This is a genomic window from Pseudomonas marvdashtae (assembly GCF_014268655.2).
GTDB lineage: Bacteria > Pseudomonadota > Gammaproteobacteria > Pseudomonadales > Pseudomonadaceae > Aquipseudomonas > Aquipseudomonas marvdashtae.
In genome coordinates, this window is the sequence record NZ_JABWQX020000001.1 from 903,551 (window position 1) to 919,561 (window position 16,011).

At 59.8% G+C, this 16,011-nt stretch carries 13 protein-coding genes; 10 read left to right on the plus strand and 3 right to left on the minus strand.

Features of this window, described 5'->3' with window-relative positions:
* Positions 1-68: 68 nt before the first annotated feature.
* From HU742_RS04210 to HU742_RS04220, 3 genes are all read left to right on the plus strand, one after another.
* Positions 69-851 carry a class II aldolase/adducin family protein gene (locus tag HU742_RS04210; RefSeq protein ID WP_186638129.1) on the plus strand — a complete coding sequence of 261 codons (783 nt, stop codon included), beginning with the start codon at positions 69-71 and terminating at the stop codon, positions 849-851.
* Positions 851-1,753 carry an alpha/beta fold hydrolase gene (locus tag HU742_RS04215; protein WP_186638131.1) on the plus strand — a complete coding sequence of 301 codons (903 nt, stop codon included), beginning with the start codon at positions 851-853 and terminating at the stop codon, positions 1,751-1,753. The genes HU742_RS04210 and HU742_RS04215 overlap by 1 nt, the downstream gene beginning before the upstream one ends.
* A 125-nt stretch (positions 1,754-1,878) precedes the next feature.
* Positions 1,879-2,790, plus strand: coding sequence for an SDR family oxidoreductase (locus tag HU742_RS04220; RefSeq protein WP_186638134.1), 912 nt, complete (start codon positions 1,879-1,881; stop codon positions 2,788-2,790).
* A 40-nt stretch (positions 2,791-2,830) separates the two neighbouring features.
* Here the strand turns inward: HU742_RS04220 and HU742_RS04225 are convergent, their stop codons facing one another.
* Entirely contained in the window at positions 2,831-3,595 is a 765-nt protein-coding gene (locus HU742_RS04225) for an N-acetylmuramoyl-L-alanine amidase (RefSeq protein ID WP_186643985.1), read from the minus strand.
* A gap of 648 nt (positions 3,596-4,243) precedes the next feature.
* Between HU742_RS04225 and HU742_RS04230 the strand changes: the two genes are divergently transcribed.
* The 4 genes from HU742_RS04230 (at position 4,244) to HU742_RS04245 (ending at position 10,980) form a co-directional block, all read left to right on the plus strand.
* A complete protein-coding gene (locus HU742_RS04230) occupies positions 4,244-6,037 on the plus strand; it encodes a DUF1302 domain-containing protein (protein ID WP_186643852.1) in 1,794 nt (597 codons plus the stop codon).
* Between the two features lie 22 nt (positions 6,038-6,059).
* Positions 6,060-7,427, plus strand: coding sequence for a DUF1329 domain-containing protein (locus tag HU742_RS04235; protein ID WP_186638141.1), 1,368 nt, complete (start codon positions 6,060-6,062; stop codon positions 7,425-7,427).
* Between the two features lie 171 nt (positions 7,428-7,598).
* Positions 7,599-10,154, plus strand: a complete 2,556-nt coding sequence (locus tag HU742_RS04240; RefSeq protein WP_186643850.1) for a helix-turn-helix transcriptional regulator — start codon at positions 7,599-7,601, stop codon at positions 10,152-10,154.
* Positions 10,155-10,278: 124 nt separating this feature from the next.
* The gene (locus tag HU742_RS04245; RefSeq protein WP_186643848.1) at positions 10,279-10,980 is read left to right on the plus strand and encodes a hypothetical protein; all 702 of its coding nucleotides are present in this window, start codon (positions 10,279-10,281) and stop codon (positions 10,978-10,980) included.
* Here the strand turns inward: HU742_RS04245 and HU742_RS04250 are convergent.
* The gene (locus HU742_RS04250) at positions 10,945-11,766 is read right to left on the minus strand and encodes an IclR family transcriptional regulator (protein WP_186638164.1); all 822 of its coding nucleotides are present in this window, start codon (positions 11,764-11,766) and stop codon (positions 10,945-10,947) included. The two genes, HU742_RS04245 and HU742_RS04250, sit on opposite strands and share 36 nt — an antisense overlap.
* 151 nt (positions 11,767-11,917) lie before the next feature.
* Between HU742_RS04250 and hmgA the strand changes: the two genes are divergently transcribed.
* From hmgA to maiA, 3 genes are read left to right on the plus strand one after another with little or no spacing between them, the layout of a single operon-like run.
* Positions 11,918-13,222, plus strand: a complete 1,305-nt coding sequence (gene hmgA / locus HU742_RS04255) for a homogentisate 1,2-dioxygenase (RefSeq protein ID WP_186638167.1) — start codon at positions 11,918-11,920, stop codon at positions 13,220-13,222.
* 3 nt (positions 13,223-13,225) lie between these two features.
* On the plus strand, positions 13,226-14,530 hold the full coding sequence (gene fahA, locus HU742_RS04260; RefSeq protein WP_186643846.1) for a fumarylacetoacetase: 1,305 nt from the start codon (positions 13,226-13,228) through the stop codon (positions 14,528-14,530).
* A 9-nt stretch (positions 14,531-14,539) separates the two neighbouring features.
* Entirely contained in the window at positions 14,540-15,175 is a 636-nt protein-coding gene (maiA, locus tag HU742_RS04265; RefSeq protein ID WP_186638173.1) for a maleylacetoacetate isomerase, read from the plus strand.
* A 24-nt stretch (positions 15,176-15,199) separates the two neighbouring features.
* Here maiA and HU742_RS04270 read toward each other — a convergent pair whose 3' ends face one another.
* Positions 15,200-16,003 carry a SirB1 family protein gene (locus HU742_RS04270; protein ID WP_186643844.1) on the minus strand — a complete coding sequence of 268 codons (804 nt, stop codon included), beginning with the start codon at positions 16,001-16,003 and terminating at the stop codon, positions 15,200-15,202.
* Positions 16,004-16,011 lie beyond the last annotated feature (8 nt).

The following is a 16,011-nucleotide window of genomic DNA, read 5'->3' on the forward strand; positions in this document are numbered from 1 at the left end:
AGACTGATTTTCTTGTTCATGAAAATCGTGGATATCTTTTCCATAAAAAGAAGCCAGAGGTCACAGTCGTGAGCGTAACCCCCATTCAATCGACACCCGGCATCAAGGATCAGGTCAGTGCGGCGGAGTGGCAAACACGGGTCGATCTGGCCGCGTGTTATCGGCTGGTCGCGATGCACGGCTGGGACGATCTGATCTTCACCCATATCTCCGCCAAAGTTCCTGGCACGGAAGAATTCCTGATCAACCCGTACGGCTTGATGTTCCATGAAATCACTGCGTCGAGCCTGGTCAAGATCGATCAGGCCGGCAACAAGCTGCTGGACAGTCCCTACGAGATCAACCCTGCCGGTTTTACCATCCACAGCGCGGTGCACGAGGTGCGGCACGATGTGGTGTGCGTGCTGCATACCCACACCGCAGCCGGCGTCGCGGTCTCGGCACAGAAGCAAGGGGTGCTGCCGATCAGCCAACAGTCGCTGTTCGTGCTGTCGAGCCTGGCGTATCACCCCTATGAAGGGGTTGCCCTTGATCCTGAAGAAAAGGTTCGTCTGCAAGCAGACCTGGGCGACAAGAACTTCCTCATGCTGCATAACCATGGCCTGCTGACCTGCGGCGGCACCATCGCCGATACTTTTCTGATGATGTTCATTTTTCAGCGAGCCTGCGATATCCAGGTCCTGGCCCAGACGGGCGGTACCGAGTTGATCGCCATCGAGCCACAGGTGCTGGCCGGGGCCCGAGCGATGGTCGCCGGGGTGACCAAAAGCGCGCAGGGAATGGGCGGCGCGCTGGCCTGGCCGGCGTTGCTGCGTAAGCTCGATCAGCAAGACACGGGTTATAAAAGCTGATGCCCATGGTCCAGATTCCCCTGCGTATCTGGCGTCAGCGCGGCCAGACGTTCATGTTTCGCGGCCACGCCATCCGTTACTGGACGGCGGGGCACGGCGAGCCGCTATTGCTGATTCACGGCTTTCCCACTGCCAGTTGGGATTGGCATTACCTGTGGCAGCCGCTGGCACAGCGTTACCAGGTGATTGCCTGCGACATGCTCGGTTTTGGTGATTCCGCCAAACCGGCAGGTCACGCCTACAGCCTGCTGGAACAGGCAGATTTGCAGCAGGCTTTGCTCGCGCACCTGAAGGTGACACAAGGGGTCCACGTGCTGGCCCATGATTATGGCGACAGCGTGGCCCAAGAGTTGATCGCCCGACATGACGAGGCGCGCATCGATGTCGCCAGTTGTGTGTTTCTCAACGGTGGCCTGTTCCCGGAGACCCATCGTCCCGTGCTGATGCAAAGACTGTTGCTCAGCCCTTTGGGTTGGCTGATTGGCCGGGCGTTCTCACGGGACGGCCTGGTTAAAAGCTTCCGGCAGATCTTCGGCCCCAGGACCGGCCCCTCCGAAAGCGAGTTGGATGATTACTGGAGCCTGGTCGAAACCCATCGCGGACCGCGGATCATGCACAGGCTCATCACGTATATTCCGGAACGTCGCGTGCAGCGTGATCGCTGGGTCCAAGCGATGCAGAGAAGCGGTGTGCCCATGCGGGTCATCGATGGCGCGTTCGACCCGATTTCCGGCGCGCATATGGTCGAGCGCTACCGCGCCCTGATCCCGAATGCCGACACGGTGCTGCTGCCCGACATCGGTCACTATCCGCACACCGAGGCACCGGTACAGGTCCTCAAGCATTACCTGGCGTTTCGCGAAGTCATTGCCGCGTCTTGCAGGCAAATGGCTTGCTCGTGACGTATCGCCTGCATCATCCCCTCACCTTATCGCGCGCTATTCACTCTCAGCCGAGTTGATTGTGACCGGCGGGTTTGTACCGGACACTCCTGTTCATCGTCTTACTGGCCTGCTGGAGTTCTTCCATGAATGAGTCTGTGCGCTTCGAGGATAAAGTCGTAATCGTTACGGGAGCCGGTGGTGGCCTGGGGCGTGCCCACGCGTTGCTGTTCGCAAGGCATGGCGCAAAAGTGCTGGTAAACGACCTTGGCGGCTCGGCTCAAGGGGAGGGCGCCAACGCTTCGGCAGCCGATCGCGTGGTTTCAGAAATCCGCGAGGCCGGCGGCATCGCCGAGGCCAACCACGACTCCGTCACCGACGGTGACAAGCTTGTGCAGAACGCGCTGGATGCGTTCGGTCGGGTTGATGTGGTCGTCAACAACGCTGGTATCCTGCGGGACAAGACTTTCCACAAGATGGACGATGCCGACTGGGACCTGGTTTACCGCGTTCATGTCGAAGGGGCCTATAAAGTCACCCGTGCCGCCTGGCCACATTTGCGCGAGCAGAACTACGGACGAGTGATTTTCACCGCGTCCACCTCCGGCATCTACGGCAACTTCGGCCAGTCCAACTACGGCATGGCCAAGCTTGGCCTTTATGGCCTGACCCGTACCCTGGCCATCGAAGGCCGCAAGAACAACATCCTCGTCAACGCCATCGCGCCAACGGGCGGCACGCGCATGACCGAAGGCTTGATCCCGCCGCAGGTGTTCGAGCAACTCAAGCCTGAACTTGTCAGTCCGCTGGTGGTGTACCTCGCCAGTGAGGCCTGCCAGGAAACGTCCGGGCTATTCGAAGTGGGCGGCGGCTGGATGGGCAAGGTGCGCTGGGAGCGCAGCCTGGGCGCGGGGTTCGATCCGCGCGAAGGTTTTTCCCCTGAAGACGTCGCCGCCCATTGGCAGCAGATTTGCGATTTCCAGGATGCGGTACACCCGAACGACAATCTGGAAGCCTTGAAAGAGATGATGGCGAACCTGCAGCGTCACGCCCTCTAAGTCTTATCGCCCGGGACGGTTGCTGTCAGCGGCAACCGGCTCATGGAAAGTACTTTTTCACCAGGGCTGCCAGGTTCGCGGCCGTCTCGATGTCCATCACACCGTCATACTTGGCCGGGCGAAAGTGCAGCTGGAAAGCTCGTACCAAACGCTGGAAGCCGATACCTGTCGTGGCAGCCGAAGTGTCATAGCCATACCTCTTGAATAGGCCGAGCAATTGTTCCCGAAGGGGGATTCCGTTGGCCAGGTACGCCTGCTCAAAAGACTTCTGAGTCGTGTCATCGAACCAAGCGCCGATACCCTTGAGATACAGTGCGTGCCACGGAAACATCGGGCCAGGGTCACTCTTTCGCCCGGCGGCGATGTCGGAGTGGCCCACCACATTGACCGGACCGATATCCGGATATCGCTTGAGAATGTCCGCCGCCAAGTATTCGATCGCCTCTATTTGCTGTGCCTTGTAGGGCGGAAAAGTAAATTGACCTTGGTTATCGGTTGCCAGGTTCACAATCTCCACGCCGATCGAGGTGTCGTTCAGATTGTTGCGATTACCCCAACTGCTCACGCCGGCGTGCCAGGCTCGCTGGTTCTCGTCTACCAGGTTGAAGATTTGTGGTTCTTTGAAGCAGGCCTTCAGATAAGTGGGATCGGCAAAGTCCGGGATGAGGTAATGGGCACTGACGGAAGGGCCGGTTAATGCATTGATGGACGACGCGAAGTTGCCTGCAGTGTAATGAAAGACCAAAAAACGAACGCGATTGTTATAACCTTTTTTTGAACGATAGCTTTGGCTGTTTATCTGCATTTTTAAACGACTCACTGTCATTAAATCGAAGCGAAATGCTGCGAACGATTTCAGCGTAACAGTGGGTTTTAAAAGCATACGTAGTTGGCTTCCGGCTTTGTTGTAGGAAGATACAACAGGCTATAGGTTTCGCTGTAGCTGGCGCGGTGGACGTTTCCGGCGATGGTGTAGGAAAGAAGAGTTCCCCCGCGTTAAATAACCCGCACATAAAAAAAGCCGCTGCAAATAAGCAGCGGCCTAAGCATGACGTTGTAAAGGAGCTACAAATCAACGTCAGTGAACACGGGATGATGGATTGATGCGCAATCCATCCGAATGACGGTGCGCCGGGCGCGAGGGACGCCACGACGACTTGGTGCTTGCTGGCCCGTTGTCCTGCAAGCCCGGCCAGCATAAGGATCGGGCGCCTGGGGAAACAGCTCGGATCCGGACATGCACTGTTGCAGTGCGCGCAACAGTAGCAAGCACCACGACAGTTATGCGCAGCGCTGATAACCCATCATCCGTTCCGTTCATGCGCCGCGCAGACGCCTGTCCCGCATGGGCTGTCATCCTTTTTAGGTACAGCGCGAATACCTCCTTGGTGCGCTTATCGCCCATGGCGTGCAGCAGTAGGGTGAAGCCTCTGTCACTCACCGGGGAAGACGCATGACAACAATAACAATGCGCGCCATCTTCAAGCCGCAGGCGCTGGCCGCCGCGGTGGCTTTGGGCTGCTGTGCCCAGGCGCAGGCCGTTTCATTCAACATTGGCGAGATCGAGGGTCAGTTCGATTCATCGCTGTCCGTGGGCGCGAGCTGGGGCATGCGCGATGCCGACAGTGACCTTGTCGGCACGGTCAATGGCGGTCGGGGCCAGTCCTCCACCGGTGACGATGGGCGACTGAACTTCAAGAAAGGCGAGACCTTTTCGAAAATCTTCAAGGGCCTGCATGACCTCGAACTCAAGTACGGCGACACTGGCGTCTTCGTGCGGGGCAAGTATTGGTATGACTTCGAACTCAAGGACGAAAGCCGCGAGTTCAAGGACATCAGCGACAGCAATCGCAAGGAGGGCGCCAAGTCATCAGGGGCACAGATTCTCGATGCCTTCGTCTATCACAACTATTCCATTGCCGATTTGCCAGGCACGGTGCGCGCCGGCAGGCAGGTGGTCAGTTGGGGTGAGAGTACTTTCATCGGCAACTCCATCAACAGCATCAATCCGGTGGACGTGTCGGCGTTCCGTCGTCCGGGCGCGGAGATCAAGGAAGGCCTGATCCCGGTGAACATGCTGTTCGCCTCCCAGGGCTTGACTGACAAACTGACCATCGAAGGCTTCTACCAGTTGGAGTGGGACCAGACGGTTGTCGACAACTGCGGCACGTTCTTTGGTAACGACGTAGTGGCGGACGGTTGCACCAGCGGCTACACCGTGGGCAGCCCGGCGATTGCGCCATTCGTGCCGTTGACCGAGGCATTCGGGCAGGGCATCCAGGTGACCAGCGAAGGGGTTGTCATTCCTCGCGGCGGTGACCGCGATGCACGGGATTCCGGCCAGTGGGGCACGGCGTTGCGTTGGCTCGGCGATGACACCGAGTACGGCCTGTACTTCATGAACTATCACAGCCGCACGCCGACCGTTGGCACCACCACGGCGGGACTGTCCACGCTGTCCGCGTTGCCTGGCATGATTGCGATTGCCGAGGGGATTGCGCCCGGCAGCGGCGCGGGCTTGGCCCAAAGCGTGATGCTGGGGCGCGGTGGGTATTATCTTGAATACCCTGAAGACATCCGCCTCTACGGCGCCAGTTTCTCCACCACGCTGCCCACCGGTACCGCGTGGACCGGCGAAATCAGCTATCGCCCCAACGCACCGGTGCAGCTCAGCACCAACGACCTGACCCTCGCATTGGTGAATCCGATTGCCGGTGGCGCCGCGTCACCCATTGCCACTTCGCCGGGTGCCGATAACACCGGCTACCGCCGCAAGGAAGTCACCCAGGTCCAGAGCACCCTGACCCACTTCTTCGATCAGGTACTGGGGGCTGATCGCCTGACCCTGGTCGGCGAAGCTGCGGTGGTGCATGTCGGTGGCCTGGAGTCCAAGGACACGCTGCGTTATGGCCGTGATTCGGTCTATGGCCAATATGGCTTCCAAGGCGACACCGACGGTTTTGTCACTTCGACGTCCTGGGGTTATCGCGCCCGGGCGATTCTCGATTACTCCAACGTCATCGGCGGGGTGAACTTCAAACCCAACGTGTCCTGGTCCCATGACGTGGCCGGCTATGGCCCCAACGGCTTGTTCAACGAAGGCGCCAAGGCGGTCAGCGTGGGTGTCGATGCCGATTACCGCAACACCTACACCGCCAGCCTGAGCTACACCGATTTCTTCGGCGGCGATTACAACGTTCTCGAAGACCGCGACTTCCTCGCGCTGAGCTTCGGCGTGAACTTCTGATCTGGCTGACAAGGAAAACCCAATGCGCAAGATGATCCTGCAATGCGGTGCCCTGGCCCTGAGCCTGCTGGCAGCGAATGTGATGGCGGCGGTTTCGCCGGAGGAAGCGAACAAACTGGGCACCAGCCTCACGCCGCTGGGCGCCGAGAAGGCCGGCAACGCCGATGGCTCGATTCCGGCCTGGACCGGCGGCATCCCGAAAAATGCTGGTGCCGTGGACGGCAAAGGTTTCCTGGCCGACCCGTTCGCCAATGAAAAGCCGCTGTTCACCATCACTGCCGCGACCGTGGACAAATACAAGGACAAGCTGTCCGAAGGCCAGATCGCGATGTTCAAGCGCTATCCGCAAACCTACAAGATCCCGGTCTACCCAACCCATCGCAGCGTTGGCCTGCCGCCGCAAATCTACGAGTCGGCCAAGCGCAGTGCGCTCAATGTGAACGCCATCAACGAGGGCAACGGCCTGGCCAATTTCACCGGCAACCGTTACTACGCGTTCCCGATTCCCAAGAACGGCGTGGAAGTGCTCTGGAACCACGTCACCCGTTATCACGGCGGCAACGTGCGGCGCATCATCACCCAGGCCACGCCGCAGACCAACGGCAGCTTCACGCCGATCCGCTTCGAAGAAGAAATCGCCGTGCCGTTCCTGATCAAGGACGCCGACCCGGAAAAGGCCAGCAACGTGCTGACCTATTTCAAACAGTCGGTAACGGCCCCGGCGCGACTGGCCGGTAACGTGTTACTGGTGCATGAAACCCTCGACCAGGTGAAGGAACCACGCCTGGCGTGGATCTACAACGCCGGCCAGCGCCGCGTGCGTCGCGCCCCACAAGTGGCGTACGACGGCCCGGGCACCGCTGCGGACGGCTTGCGCACTTCCGACAACTTCGACCTGTTCTCCGGCGCGCCGGATCGCTACGACTGGAAACTGGTCGGCAAGAAGGAGATGTACATCCCGTACAACAGCTACAAACTTGATTCCCCGAGCCTCAAGTACGATGACGTGATCAAGGCCGGCCACATCAACCAGGACCTGACCCGCTACGAATTGCACCGGGTCTGGGAAGTGGTGGGTACGGTCAAGCCCAGCGAACGGCACATCTATGCCAAGCGCCACATGTACTTCGACGAAGACAGCTGGCAAGCGGCGCTGGTGGACCACTATGACGGTCGCGGCCAGTTGTGGCGCGTGGCGGAAGGTCATGCCCAGTTCTACTACGACCACCAGAACCCGGGCTACACGCTCGAGGCGCTCTACGACATCATTGCCGGTCGCTACATCGCGCTGGGCATGAAGAACGAAGAGAAACACGCCTACGAGTACGGTTTCGAGGCACGGGCAGCCGACTACACCCCGGCGGCGTTGCGTTCGAGTGGCGTGCGCTAAGGTCCGACTGTTGGAAAGATAACTGTGGCTGACTTGAGATAGTTGTGAATGACCGGCAGCGCCTCCTGCCGGTCATTTTTTTATGGGCGCCAATCAGCGCGCTGAATACTTCTCCTAAGGTGGTCGACACAGGCTAGGGTGAAGGAACAACAATAAAAGGGACCTCGCACAATGACTGCCATGACCCCGTGTCCGGACCGTCCTGGGCTGCTGCCGCGGCTGTCTTCGACGCATGTGCCGCGCAAGTCGTTGAGCGAACCTTTGGTGGCTTCCGAGGCCCGCGTAAAGCTGCTTTGCGCACCGGCTGGCAGTGGCAAGAGCGCCTTGTTCGCCGAATGTTTCCTGCAGGCGCCAGCGGAGTGCCGGTTGCATTGGCTGCCGTTGGCGGGTGCCACCATGGATACGGCGCAACTGTGTGAATGCCTCGCGCAGGCCCTCGGATTGCCGGTCACGGATGAGTCGAGCCTGTTGGCCCACCTGGCGCGTTTGCAGACGCCTACCTGGCTGTTCCTGGATGACTATTGCCGGGTGCCCAATCCGGAACTCGACCAACTGCTCGACCGTTTGTTGAACGCCAGCAGTCCGTTGCTGCACCTGTGGTTGAATGGCCGCCGTCGTCCTCACTGCAATTGGCCGCGCTTGTTGCTCGATGACGAATTGTACGAGTTCGATGCCCAGGCCCTGGTGTTTACCGATATTGATGTCCGGCAATTGCTCAGTCACTTGCCCGATCCGTTGGCGGCGCGTACGGCCCGTGAAGTGATCCAGCGCAGCGGTGGCTGGTGTGCCGGGGTACGCATCACATTGCTTGAACGCTGTGAATGGGCGCGTCGGCATGCTGCGCCGGGGCGGGCCGGCACATTGCTCGATTACCTCGAATACGAACTGTTTGGCACGTTGACTCCAGAGCTGGCTCAAGCCTGGCGCGTGCTGGCGCATCTGCCGCGCTTCAACGCTCGCCTCTGCGCGCATTTGTTCGGCGACACGGTGGGCGCTGAATGCCTGCCATTGCTGCTGGACCTGGGGTGTTTTATCGAGCCCTGGGAGCAATCCTCGGACTGGCTGCAGATTTTTCCGCCCCTGGCCCGGCTGGTGCGGGACGAGCCCTGGGCGCAGGGCCGTTCCTGGCATCGACGGGCCTGCCAGTGGTTCGCTGCCGAGCAGGATTGGCCAATGGCGTTCGCGCAGGCCATGCAGGCCGGTGAGTTCGAGGCCGCCGTCAGTTCCTTGCAGCATCTGAACTTCGAACATGTGCTACAGGGCAGTAACGCCCAGCTATTGCTGGCCTTGCATGACCAGCAGGGTGAAGCGCTGTCACTCGGGACGCCACAGTCGGTGGGATTGGTCACCACCGCCTTGCTGTTTGCCGGACGCTTCGACCAGGCGCAGGCTTGCATCGAACAGCTGGCCCGGTTCGTGCCGCAACCCTTGGCTTGCCAGCAGCGCCAACTGATCGCCCGATGGCAGGTCTTGCGCGGTTGGTTGTTGCACCTGCGCGGCGATGGCTTGCCTGCACGTGAACATTTCCTCCAGGCCCAAATCGGCTTGGATCCGCAGGCCTGGGCCCTGAAAGTGCTGTGTCTGATCGGACAGACGCAACAGGCGCTGCTGGCAGGTGACTTGACGTCTGCGCAATGGATCAACCGCCAAGCGCTATGCGTGGCCCGCGCGCAAGGTTCACTGGTGTTTGAAGGGCTGCTGGAGTTGGATCACGCCCAGATTCTCGAGCAGCGCGGTGCCCCCCACCGGGCCGACCACCTGCTGGATGCCGTCCAGGCATTGCTCGATAAGCCGGGGCAGGATTTTTCCGCGCTGCTGGGGCGGATTGCCTTGCGACGAGGGCGCTTGGCGTTACGCATGGGCTTTGACGAGCAGGCCGCCGAACATTTCCAGGCGGGCCTCGAAGCGGGCCTGCGCAATCATGACAAACAAGTGCTCTATGGCTTCCTCGGCAAGGCCTGCCTGGCAGCCAACCAGGGTGACTACGGCGAGGCGTTCATGCAGCTACGTGATGCCGAGCGGATCATGCAGCAACGGCATATTCCCGACACGGTATATCGAGGCGTATTGCTGCAAACCAGCTGTCAATTCTGGTTGCAGCAGGGGCGACCGGAATTGGCCCATGAAGTCTTGACCCGTGTGTTGCGGCATTTTAGCGGGCCGCAGGCCAAGCAGGCGCCACCTGCAACCCTGGAACTGATCCCGCGTCTTGAATACTTGTTGGTGCTGACCGAGGTCTACCTGGGTCGGGCACAAGACCCACAGGCTCGCCTCAGGGAAATGATTGCCCAGGCGCAACGCTGTGAGATGCATGCCCTGGAAACCGAACTGCATCTGGTGTTGGCGGAAGTGGTCTGGTTGTCCGCTGACCGTCCCCAGGCGCGCGCGCTCCTGCAAGAAGGTATCGAGCGTGTCGCCTGCTGGCGGGCGCAACAAGCGCTGCGCGAACTGTGTCTGCGCCAACCTGATCTGGTGCGCGGCGCGATCCAATCCCCAGAGCAGGTCGCGCCCCCCATAACCATGGCTGAAGAAACCGTGCTCAGCCAGCGCGAGCTGGAAGTACTCGAGCTGATTGCGCAGGGGTATTCGAATCAGCAGATTGCCGAACAACTGTTCATCTCATTGCACACTGTAAAAACACACTCGCGTCGAATCCACAGCAAGTTGGGTGTACAACGGCGTACCCAAGCGGTGGCGAAGGCAAAGCTCATGGGGGTCATGAATTGAATACAAGCGGTCGCTGATCTCCTTACGCATTCTTACATTTGTTTTCCTGCAATGGCAGGTTGAACTATGTATAAGTGACCGACCGAACAGGAAGTTCGAGATCATGAACATGACAAGGACGCTTATGAATACCCCATTATTTTCTTCTTATTCCGAAAGGCTTGTAGCGCTAAAAAACACTCGCGTGGACTTTGCCGTGCAGGTGTTGTTGGGTGATCGCTTGGAGGTTCTGGATCTCAGCCCTCATAGTACTTATCTGAACACGATGACCGACTTGGCGGACGTCAGCTCGGCGACTTCCAGGACACTGTTCGATGAAACGCTGGCTTGCGTGGAAAAACAGCTGCCTCCCCATTACACGCAAGGCACCAGCAATATTTTCAACAAGCGCTATTCCTTTGCCGATGAAGACCGTGTCAAAGCGCTGGATATAATAGCGTTTGAAAAGATCGTTACTGATATCGTCCTGGAACTTACCGAAAAGCCATCCATGGAGTTATCGCTGCGCTCTATCAGGTCTTTATCCGCTGAGGAGGTTCATGGTGCATTGAAAGCTCACTTGCCCGGGGTTGATCTGAATGAAGTTTATGTCACCGATTTTGTGCCGCATGACGTCGACACACAGGTGATATCTTCATCTAAATCGTTGGTTGAATATTTACTGGACCATTTCATTAACGACGATATTCCCTACCACGTCAAAGGCAATCACCAAGGTATTTATACGGCTGCCTTCAGTGGGGAAGACCGCGACCTGCATCCGCGGTTGGGCACCCATCATCTGAATGATCTAGTGATACGCATCGTCCCGGACTTCCTGGACTGATCCGGGCGCTGCCTCATACCCCATCCGCCAACTCACGGCCCGGGTCGCTGCCAACAGACGCTGCGCCGCCGGGCCGTTTTCGTCGGCGTGGAACAGCGAAGTCGGACCGACGATGGTCATCACCGCCGTCACCTGGCCGACGGCGTTGAATACCGGGGCGGACAGGGCATCCACACCGGGCATCAGCAAGCCATGCACATGGTGCAGGCCACGGCTGCGAATTTGCTCGCACAAGAGCGTATAGGCCTGGTCGTCGGCCAGTGCATGGTCGCTGGTACTTTTTACTTCATCCACACGCAGCCCGATGGTTTCCCGTTCTGGCAGATAAGCCGCGAAAACCAGCCCCGTGGAAGAGCTGAGCAACGGCAGCACCGAGCCCAGTTGCGTCACCACGGTCACGGCTCGCACCGCAGGTTCGATACGCACCACCGTTGCGCCGTGATTACCCCATACCGCCAGAAAACAGGTTTCGTTCAAGTCATCGCGCAGTTCGGCCAAGGGCAGGGCGGCCACTTGCAGTACGTCCATGCCATTCAACGCCGCCAGGCCCACCCGCAATGCTTCGCGGCCCAGGCCGTAGTGATTGGTGGCTGTGTTTTGTTCAGCAAATCCGCTGGCGATCAGCGCTTGCAAATAGCGGTGGACCTTGCTGGCCGGCATTTGCACATGTTCGGCCAAGCGCGACAGCGACGTTGAGGGAGACAGCTCGGCCAACGCTTTAAGGATGTCGGTGCCGACCTCAGCGGAGCGGACTTTCTGTTTACCGTTGCTGGGCGGGTTTTCCATGGAAGGCAGGTCCGGAGAGGCGAATGGGCGTCTTTATAGCTTGACGGTCGCTGCCGAGCAAATTACGTTATGCGTAATCTGATTACGATAAAAATAACCCGGTGCGCCTCAAGCTTTTCGTTGAATGACGGGCCGCATCCCAGGAGGCTCCATGAACCTCGACTCCACCGCGTCGGAACTGGCTTATCTGTCCGGCTTTGGTAATGAGTTCGCCAGCGAAGCGCTGCCCGGCGCATTGCCTGTCGGCCAGAACTCCCCGCAAAAAGCACCGTATGGCCTTTATGCCGAACTGTTTTCCGGCACTGCGTTTACCATGGCCCGCGGCGAAGCGCGCCGGACCTGGATGTACCGCATCCGGCCATCGGCTCATCATCCGGCGTTTGCCAAGCTCGGCGCTCAGTTGGCGGGTGGTCCGCTGGGTGACGTCACGCCTAATCGCCTGCGCTGGAACCCCTTGGAGATCCCTTCCGAGCCCACCGATTTCATCGATGGGCTGGTTCGCATGGCGGCCAATGCCAACTCTGACAAACCGGCTGGCATCAGCATTTATCATTACCGGGCCAACCGTTCCATGGAGCGGGTGTTCTTCAATGCCGATGGCGAATGGCTGATCGTCCCTCAGTTGGGGCGGCTGAGGATCACCACCGAGTTGGGCGTGCTGGAAGTGGCGCCGCTGGAAATCGCCGTGTTGCCCCGGGGTTTGAAAGTTCGCGTCGAATTGCTCGACTCGCAAGCCCGCGGCTATATCGCCGAGAATCACGGTGCGCCATTGCGGCTGCCGGACCTAGGGCCTATCGGAAGCAATGGCTTGGCCAATCCACGCGACTTCCTGACGCCGGTCGCCCATTACGAAAACCTCACACAACCGACCACGCTTGTGCAGAAGTTCTTGGGGGAGTTATGGGCCTGCGAGCTGGATCATTCGCCATTCGACGTCGTGGCCTGGCACGGCAACAACGTCCCCTACAAGTACGACCTGCGCCGTTTCAACACCATCGGCACGGTCAGTTTCGACCACCCGGACCCGTCGATTTTCACTGTGTTGACATCGCCTACCAGTGTTCACGGCCTGGCGAATCTCGATTTCGTGATCTTCCCACCACGCTGGATGGTGGCGGAAAACACCTTCCGTCCGCCTTGGTTCCATCGCAACCTGATGAACGAGTTCATGGGACTGATCCAGGGCGCCTACGATGCCAAGGCCGAGGGCTTCCTGCCGGGAGGCGCGTCGTTGCACAGTTGCATGAGTGCCCATGGTCCTGATGGCGAAACCTGCACCAAGGCGATCAATGCCGAGCTCAAGCCGGCAAAAATCGACAACACCATGGCCTTCATGTTCGAGACCAGCCAAGTGCTGCGTCCGAGCCGTTTCGCCTTGGACTGCCCGCAATTGCAAACTGACTACGACGCCTGCTGGGCCTCGCTGCCGGTCAATTTTGATCCGACCCGGAGATAACCCATGTCCCAAGTTTCCTTCACCCGTAGCTGGGTCGAATCGGCCAACGGCCATACCGACTTCCCCTTGCAGAATCTGCCGCTGGGCATTTTCAGTATGGCTGGCGGCGCTCCACGCAGCGGTGTTGCCATTGGCGACCGGGTTTTCGATTTACAGGCGGCGCTGCAAGCCGGCTTGTTCGATGGCGCCGCAGGCGAAGCCGTCACGGCGATGGAGAACGGCCAGTTGAACGCGTTCTTCGATTTGGGTCGCACCCCCCGGGTTGCCTTGCGTGAACGACTACTGGAGCTGCTGCGCGAAGACAGCCCCCTGCGGGAGAAGATTCAGGCCGAGGGCGAAACGTTGTTGCCTCCGGCAGCCGATTGCCAGATGCATCTGCCGGCGAAGATTAACGACTACACCGATTTCTATGTGGGTATCGAGCACGCGCAAAATGTCGGCAAATTGTTCCGGCCTGACAATCCGCTGCTTCCGAACTACAAATACGTCCCCATTGGCTACCACGGTCGTGCCTCGACGGTTCGTCCGTCTGGCACCGATGTGCGTCGCCCGAACGGCCAAACCTTGCCGGCCGGCCAGACCGAGCCGACGTTCGGCCCCTGTGCGCGCCTGGACTATGAGCTGGAGCTGGGTATCTGGATCGGAAAAGGCAATGCACTGGGCGAGCCCATCGCTGTTGGCGACGCCGCCGAACACATAGCCGGTTTCTGCCTGCTCAATGACTGGTCGGCCCGGGATATCCAAGCCTGGGAATACCAACCGCTGGGGCCGTTTCTGTCGAAGAGCTTCCTGACCAGCGTCTCGCCATGGGTAGTGACGGCCGAGGCCCTTGAACCGTTCCGACGCCCTCAACCGGCGCGTCCCGAGGGCGATCCGCAACCGTTGCCGTATCTGCTGGACAAACGCGACCAGGCTGGCGGTGCATTCGACATCGAACTGGAAGTGCTGCTGCTGACCGAGGCCATGCGCGAGCAGAACCTGCCGGCCCATCGATTGACGTTGAGCAATACCCAATACATGTATTGGACCGTGGCGCAGATGGTTGCGCACCACAGCGTCAACGGCTGCCAATTGCAGGCCGGCGACTTGTTTGGTTCGGGCACGTTGTCGGGGCCTGAGAGCGGTCAGTTCGGGAGCTTGCTGGAGATCACCGAGGGCGGCAAAAAAGCGATCGAATTGGCCTCCGGTGAAGTTCGCAAGTTCCTGGAGGATGGCGACGAAATCATCCTGCGCGCCCGTTGCAGAGGCGAGGCTGGCGCGTCCATAGGCTTTGGCGAGTGCCGCGGCAAGATTCTGCCGGCGCGTTGAGGAACGGGCATGGAACTCTACACCTACTACCGTTCCACCTCGTCCTACCGGGTGCGTATTGCCCTGGCACTCAAGGGCCTGGATTACCAGGCCCTGCCGGTTAACCTGATCGCACCGCCGGGGGGCGAACATCGCAAGCCGGCCTACCTGGGAATCAACCCCCAGGGGCGGGTGCCGGCGTTGCGCACCGAGGAGGGGGCGTTGCTGGTGCAATCACCGGCCATCATCGAATATCTGGAGGAGCGTTACCCCCAGACGCCGCTACTCAGCGGCGACCTGGCGCTTCGTGCTCACGAACGTGGCGTCGCCGCGCTGATCGGTTGCGACATTCATCCCCTGCATAACGTCAGCGTGCTCAACAAGCTGCGGCAGTGGGGTCACGATGAAACGCAGGTGACGGAGTGGATCGGGCATTGGATCGGCCAAGGACTGGCAGCGGTGGAGCAGTTGATTGGCAACGAAGGCTATTGCTTCGGCGCTACGCCAGGGGTGGCTGATGTTTACCTGATCCCGCAGCTGTACGCCGCCGAGCGGTTCAATGTTTCGTTGCAAGCGTACCCGCGGATCCGTCGGGTTGCGGCGTTGGCGGCTGGGCATGTTGCGTTCCAGCAGGCGCATCCGGCGAATCAGCCTGACACGCCTTAGAGTTGCCTGCCGACGGCATGGAGCTCAATGCACGATGGAGTTCGGCGGCAGATGGCCCAGTCGCTCGGTCAAGCGGATTCGCTGGATCGGATCGTCGCTGAGCATCAAGGCGTGCTCAAGATCGAAACGTTCGGCGTTGGGGCAGTCCAGCCGCTGGTAAAGGCTGGCGCGGGCCAGATAATCGGCGGCATTGGCGTTGCCCATTTCCAGCACCCGTTCGGCGTCGATCAGCGCCGCAATGTAATCATCGTTCGCCAGGTGCAATTGCCGCAGGTTGCGCGACAGCCGTTGCAGCATTTGCATCGGCTCGGCGTTGACCAGGTGCTCGGCCTTGAGCGGCACGTTCGAGCCATATTGGCGTTGCAGTAGCTCCCGGCAGTCATTGGGGTAAAGCCGACGGCCACCGCATGGGTCGAGCAGATGATCGGCGCCGGGCACGCGCAGCAGAAAATGACCGGGGAAATTGACGCCGGCCATCGGGATTTCCAGCCCTCGGGCCAGTTCCAGCGCAATCAGGCCAAGGGCCAGGGGTTGGCCGCGTTTACGGGCCAGGACTTTGTCCAGCAATGCCGCGCGGGGGCGTAGGGGTGTGAAGTCGTCCTGGGCGAAACCCAGGTCATTAAGGCGTCGAAGAAGAGGTTGGCCCAGTTCGCTGACGGGTAACATCGGCAGGCCATGGCTGACCAACTGCTGCAGATCCTTGAAATCCTTGAGCAACGCCGGTACGTCCGCCTCAGGATCATGTTCGGCGGCGATCCACAGCGCGGCTTCGAACAGCGCCGGTGGCGAGCGGTGCAGACATTCAAAAAAGGCTTGGCGCGGCTTCATCACAGTCT

Bases quoted from the DNA above. Each gene is read 5' to 3' on its own strand.
- HU742_RS04215 (WP_186638131.1), top strand. From the start codon at position 851: ATGCCCATGGTCCAGATTCCCCTGCGTATCTGGCGTCAGCGCGGCCAG.
- HU742_RS04220 (WP_186638134.1), top strand. From the start codon at position 1,879: ATGAATGAGTCTGTGCGCTTCGAGGATAAAGTCGTAATCGTTACGGGA.
- HU742_RS04225 (WP_186643985.1), bottom strand. From the start codon at position 3,595: ATGCAGATAAACAGCCAAAGCTATCGTTCAAAAAAAGGTTATAACAAT.
- HU742_RS04230 (WP_186643852.1), top strand. From the start codon at position 4,244: ATGACAACAATAACAATGCGCGCCATCTTCAAGCCGCAGGCGCTGGCC.
- HU742_RS04235 (WP_186638141.1), top strand. From the start codon at position 6,060: ATGCGCAAGATGATCCTGCAATGCGGTGCCCTGGCCCTGAGCCTGCTG.
- HU742_RS04240 (WP_186643850.1), top strand. From the start codon at position 7,599: ATGACTGCCATGACCCCGTGTCCGGACCGTCCTGGGCTGCTGCCGCGG.
- HU742_RS04245 (WP_186643848.1), top strand. From the start codon at position 10,279: ATGAATACCCCATTATTTTCTTCTTATTCCGAAAGGCTTGTAGCGCTA.
- HU742_RS04250 (WP_186638164.1), bottom strand. From the start codon at position 11,766: ATGGAAAACCCGCCCAGCAACGGTAAACAGAAAGTCCGCTCCGCTGAG.
- hmgA (WP_186638167.1), top strand. From the start codon at position 11,918: ATGAACCTCGACTCCACCGCGTCGGAACTGGCTTATCTGTCCGGCTTT.
- fahA (WP_186643846.1), top strand. From the start codon at position 13,226: ATGTCCCAAGTTTCCTTCACCCGTAGCTGGGTCGAATCGGCCAACGGC.
- maiA (WP_186638173.1), top strand. From the start codon at position 14,540: ATGGAACTCTACACCTACTACCGTTCCACCTCGTCCTACCGGGTGCGT.
- HU742_RS04270 (WP_186643844.1), bottom strand. From the start codon at position 16,003: ATGAAGCCGCGCCAAGCCTTTTTTGAATGTCTGCACCGCTCGCCACCG.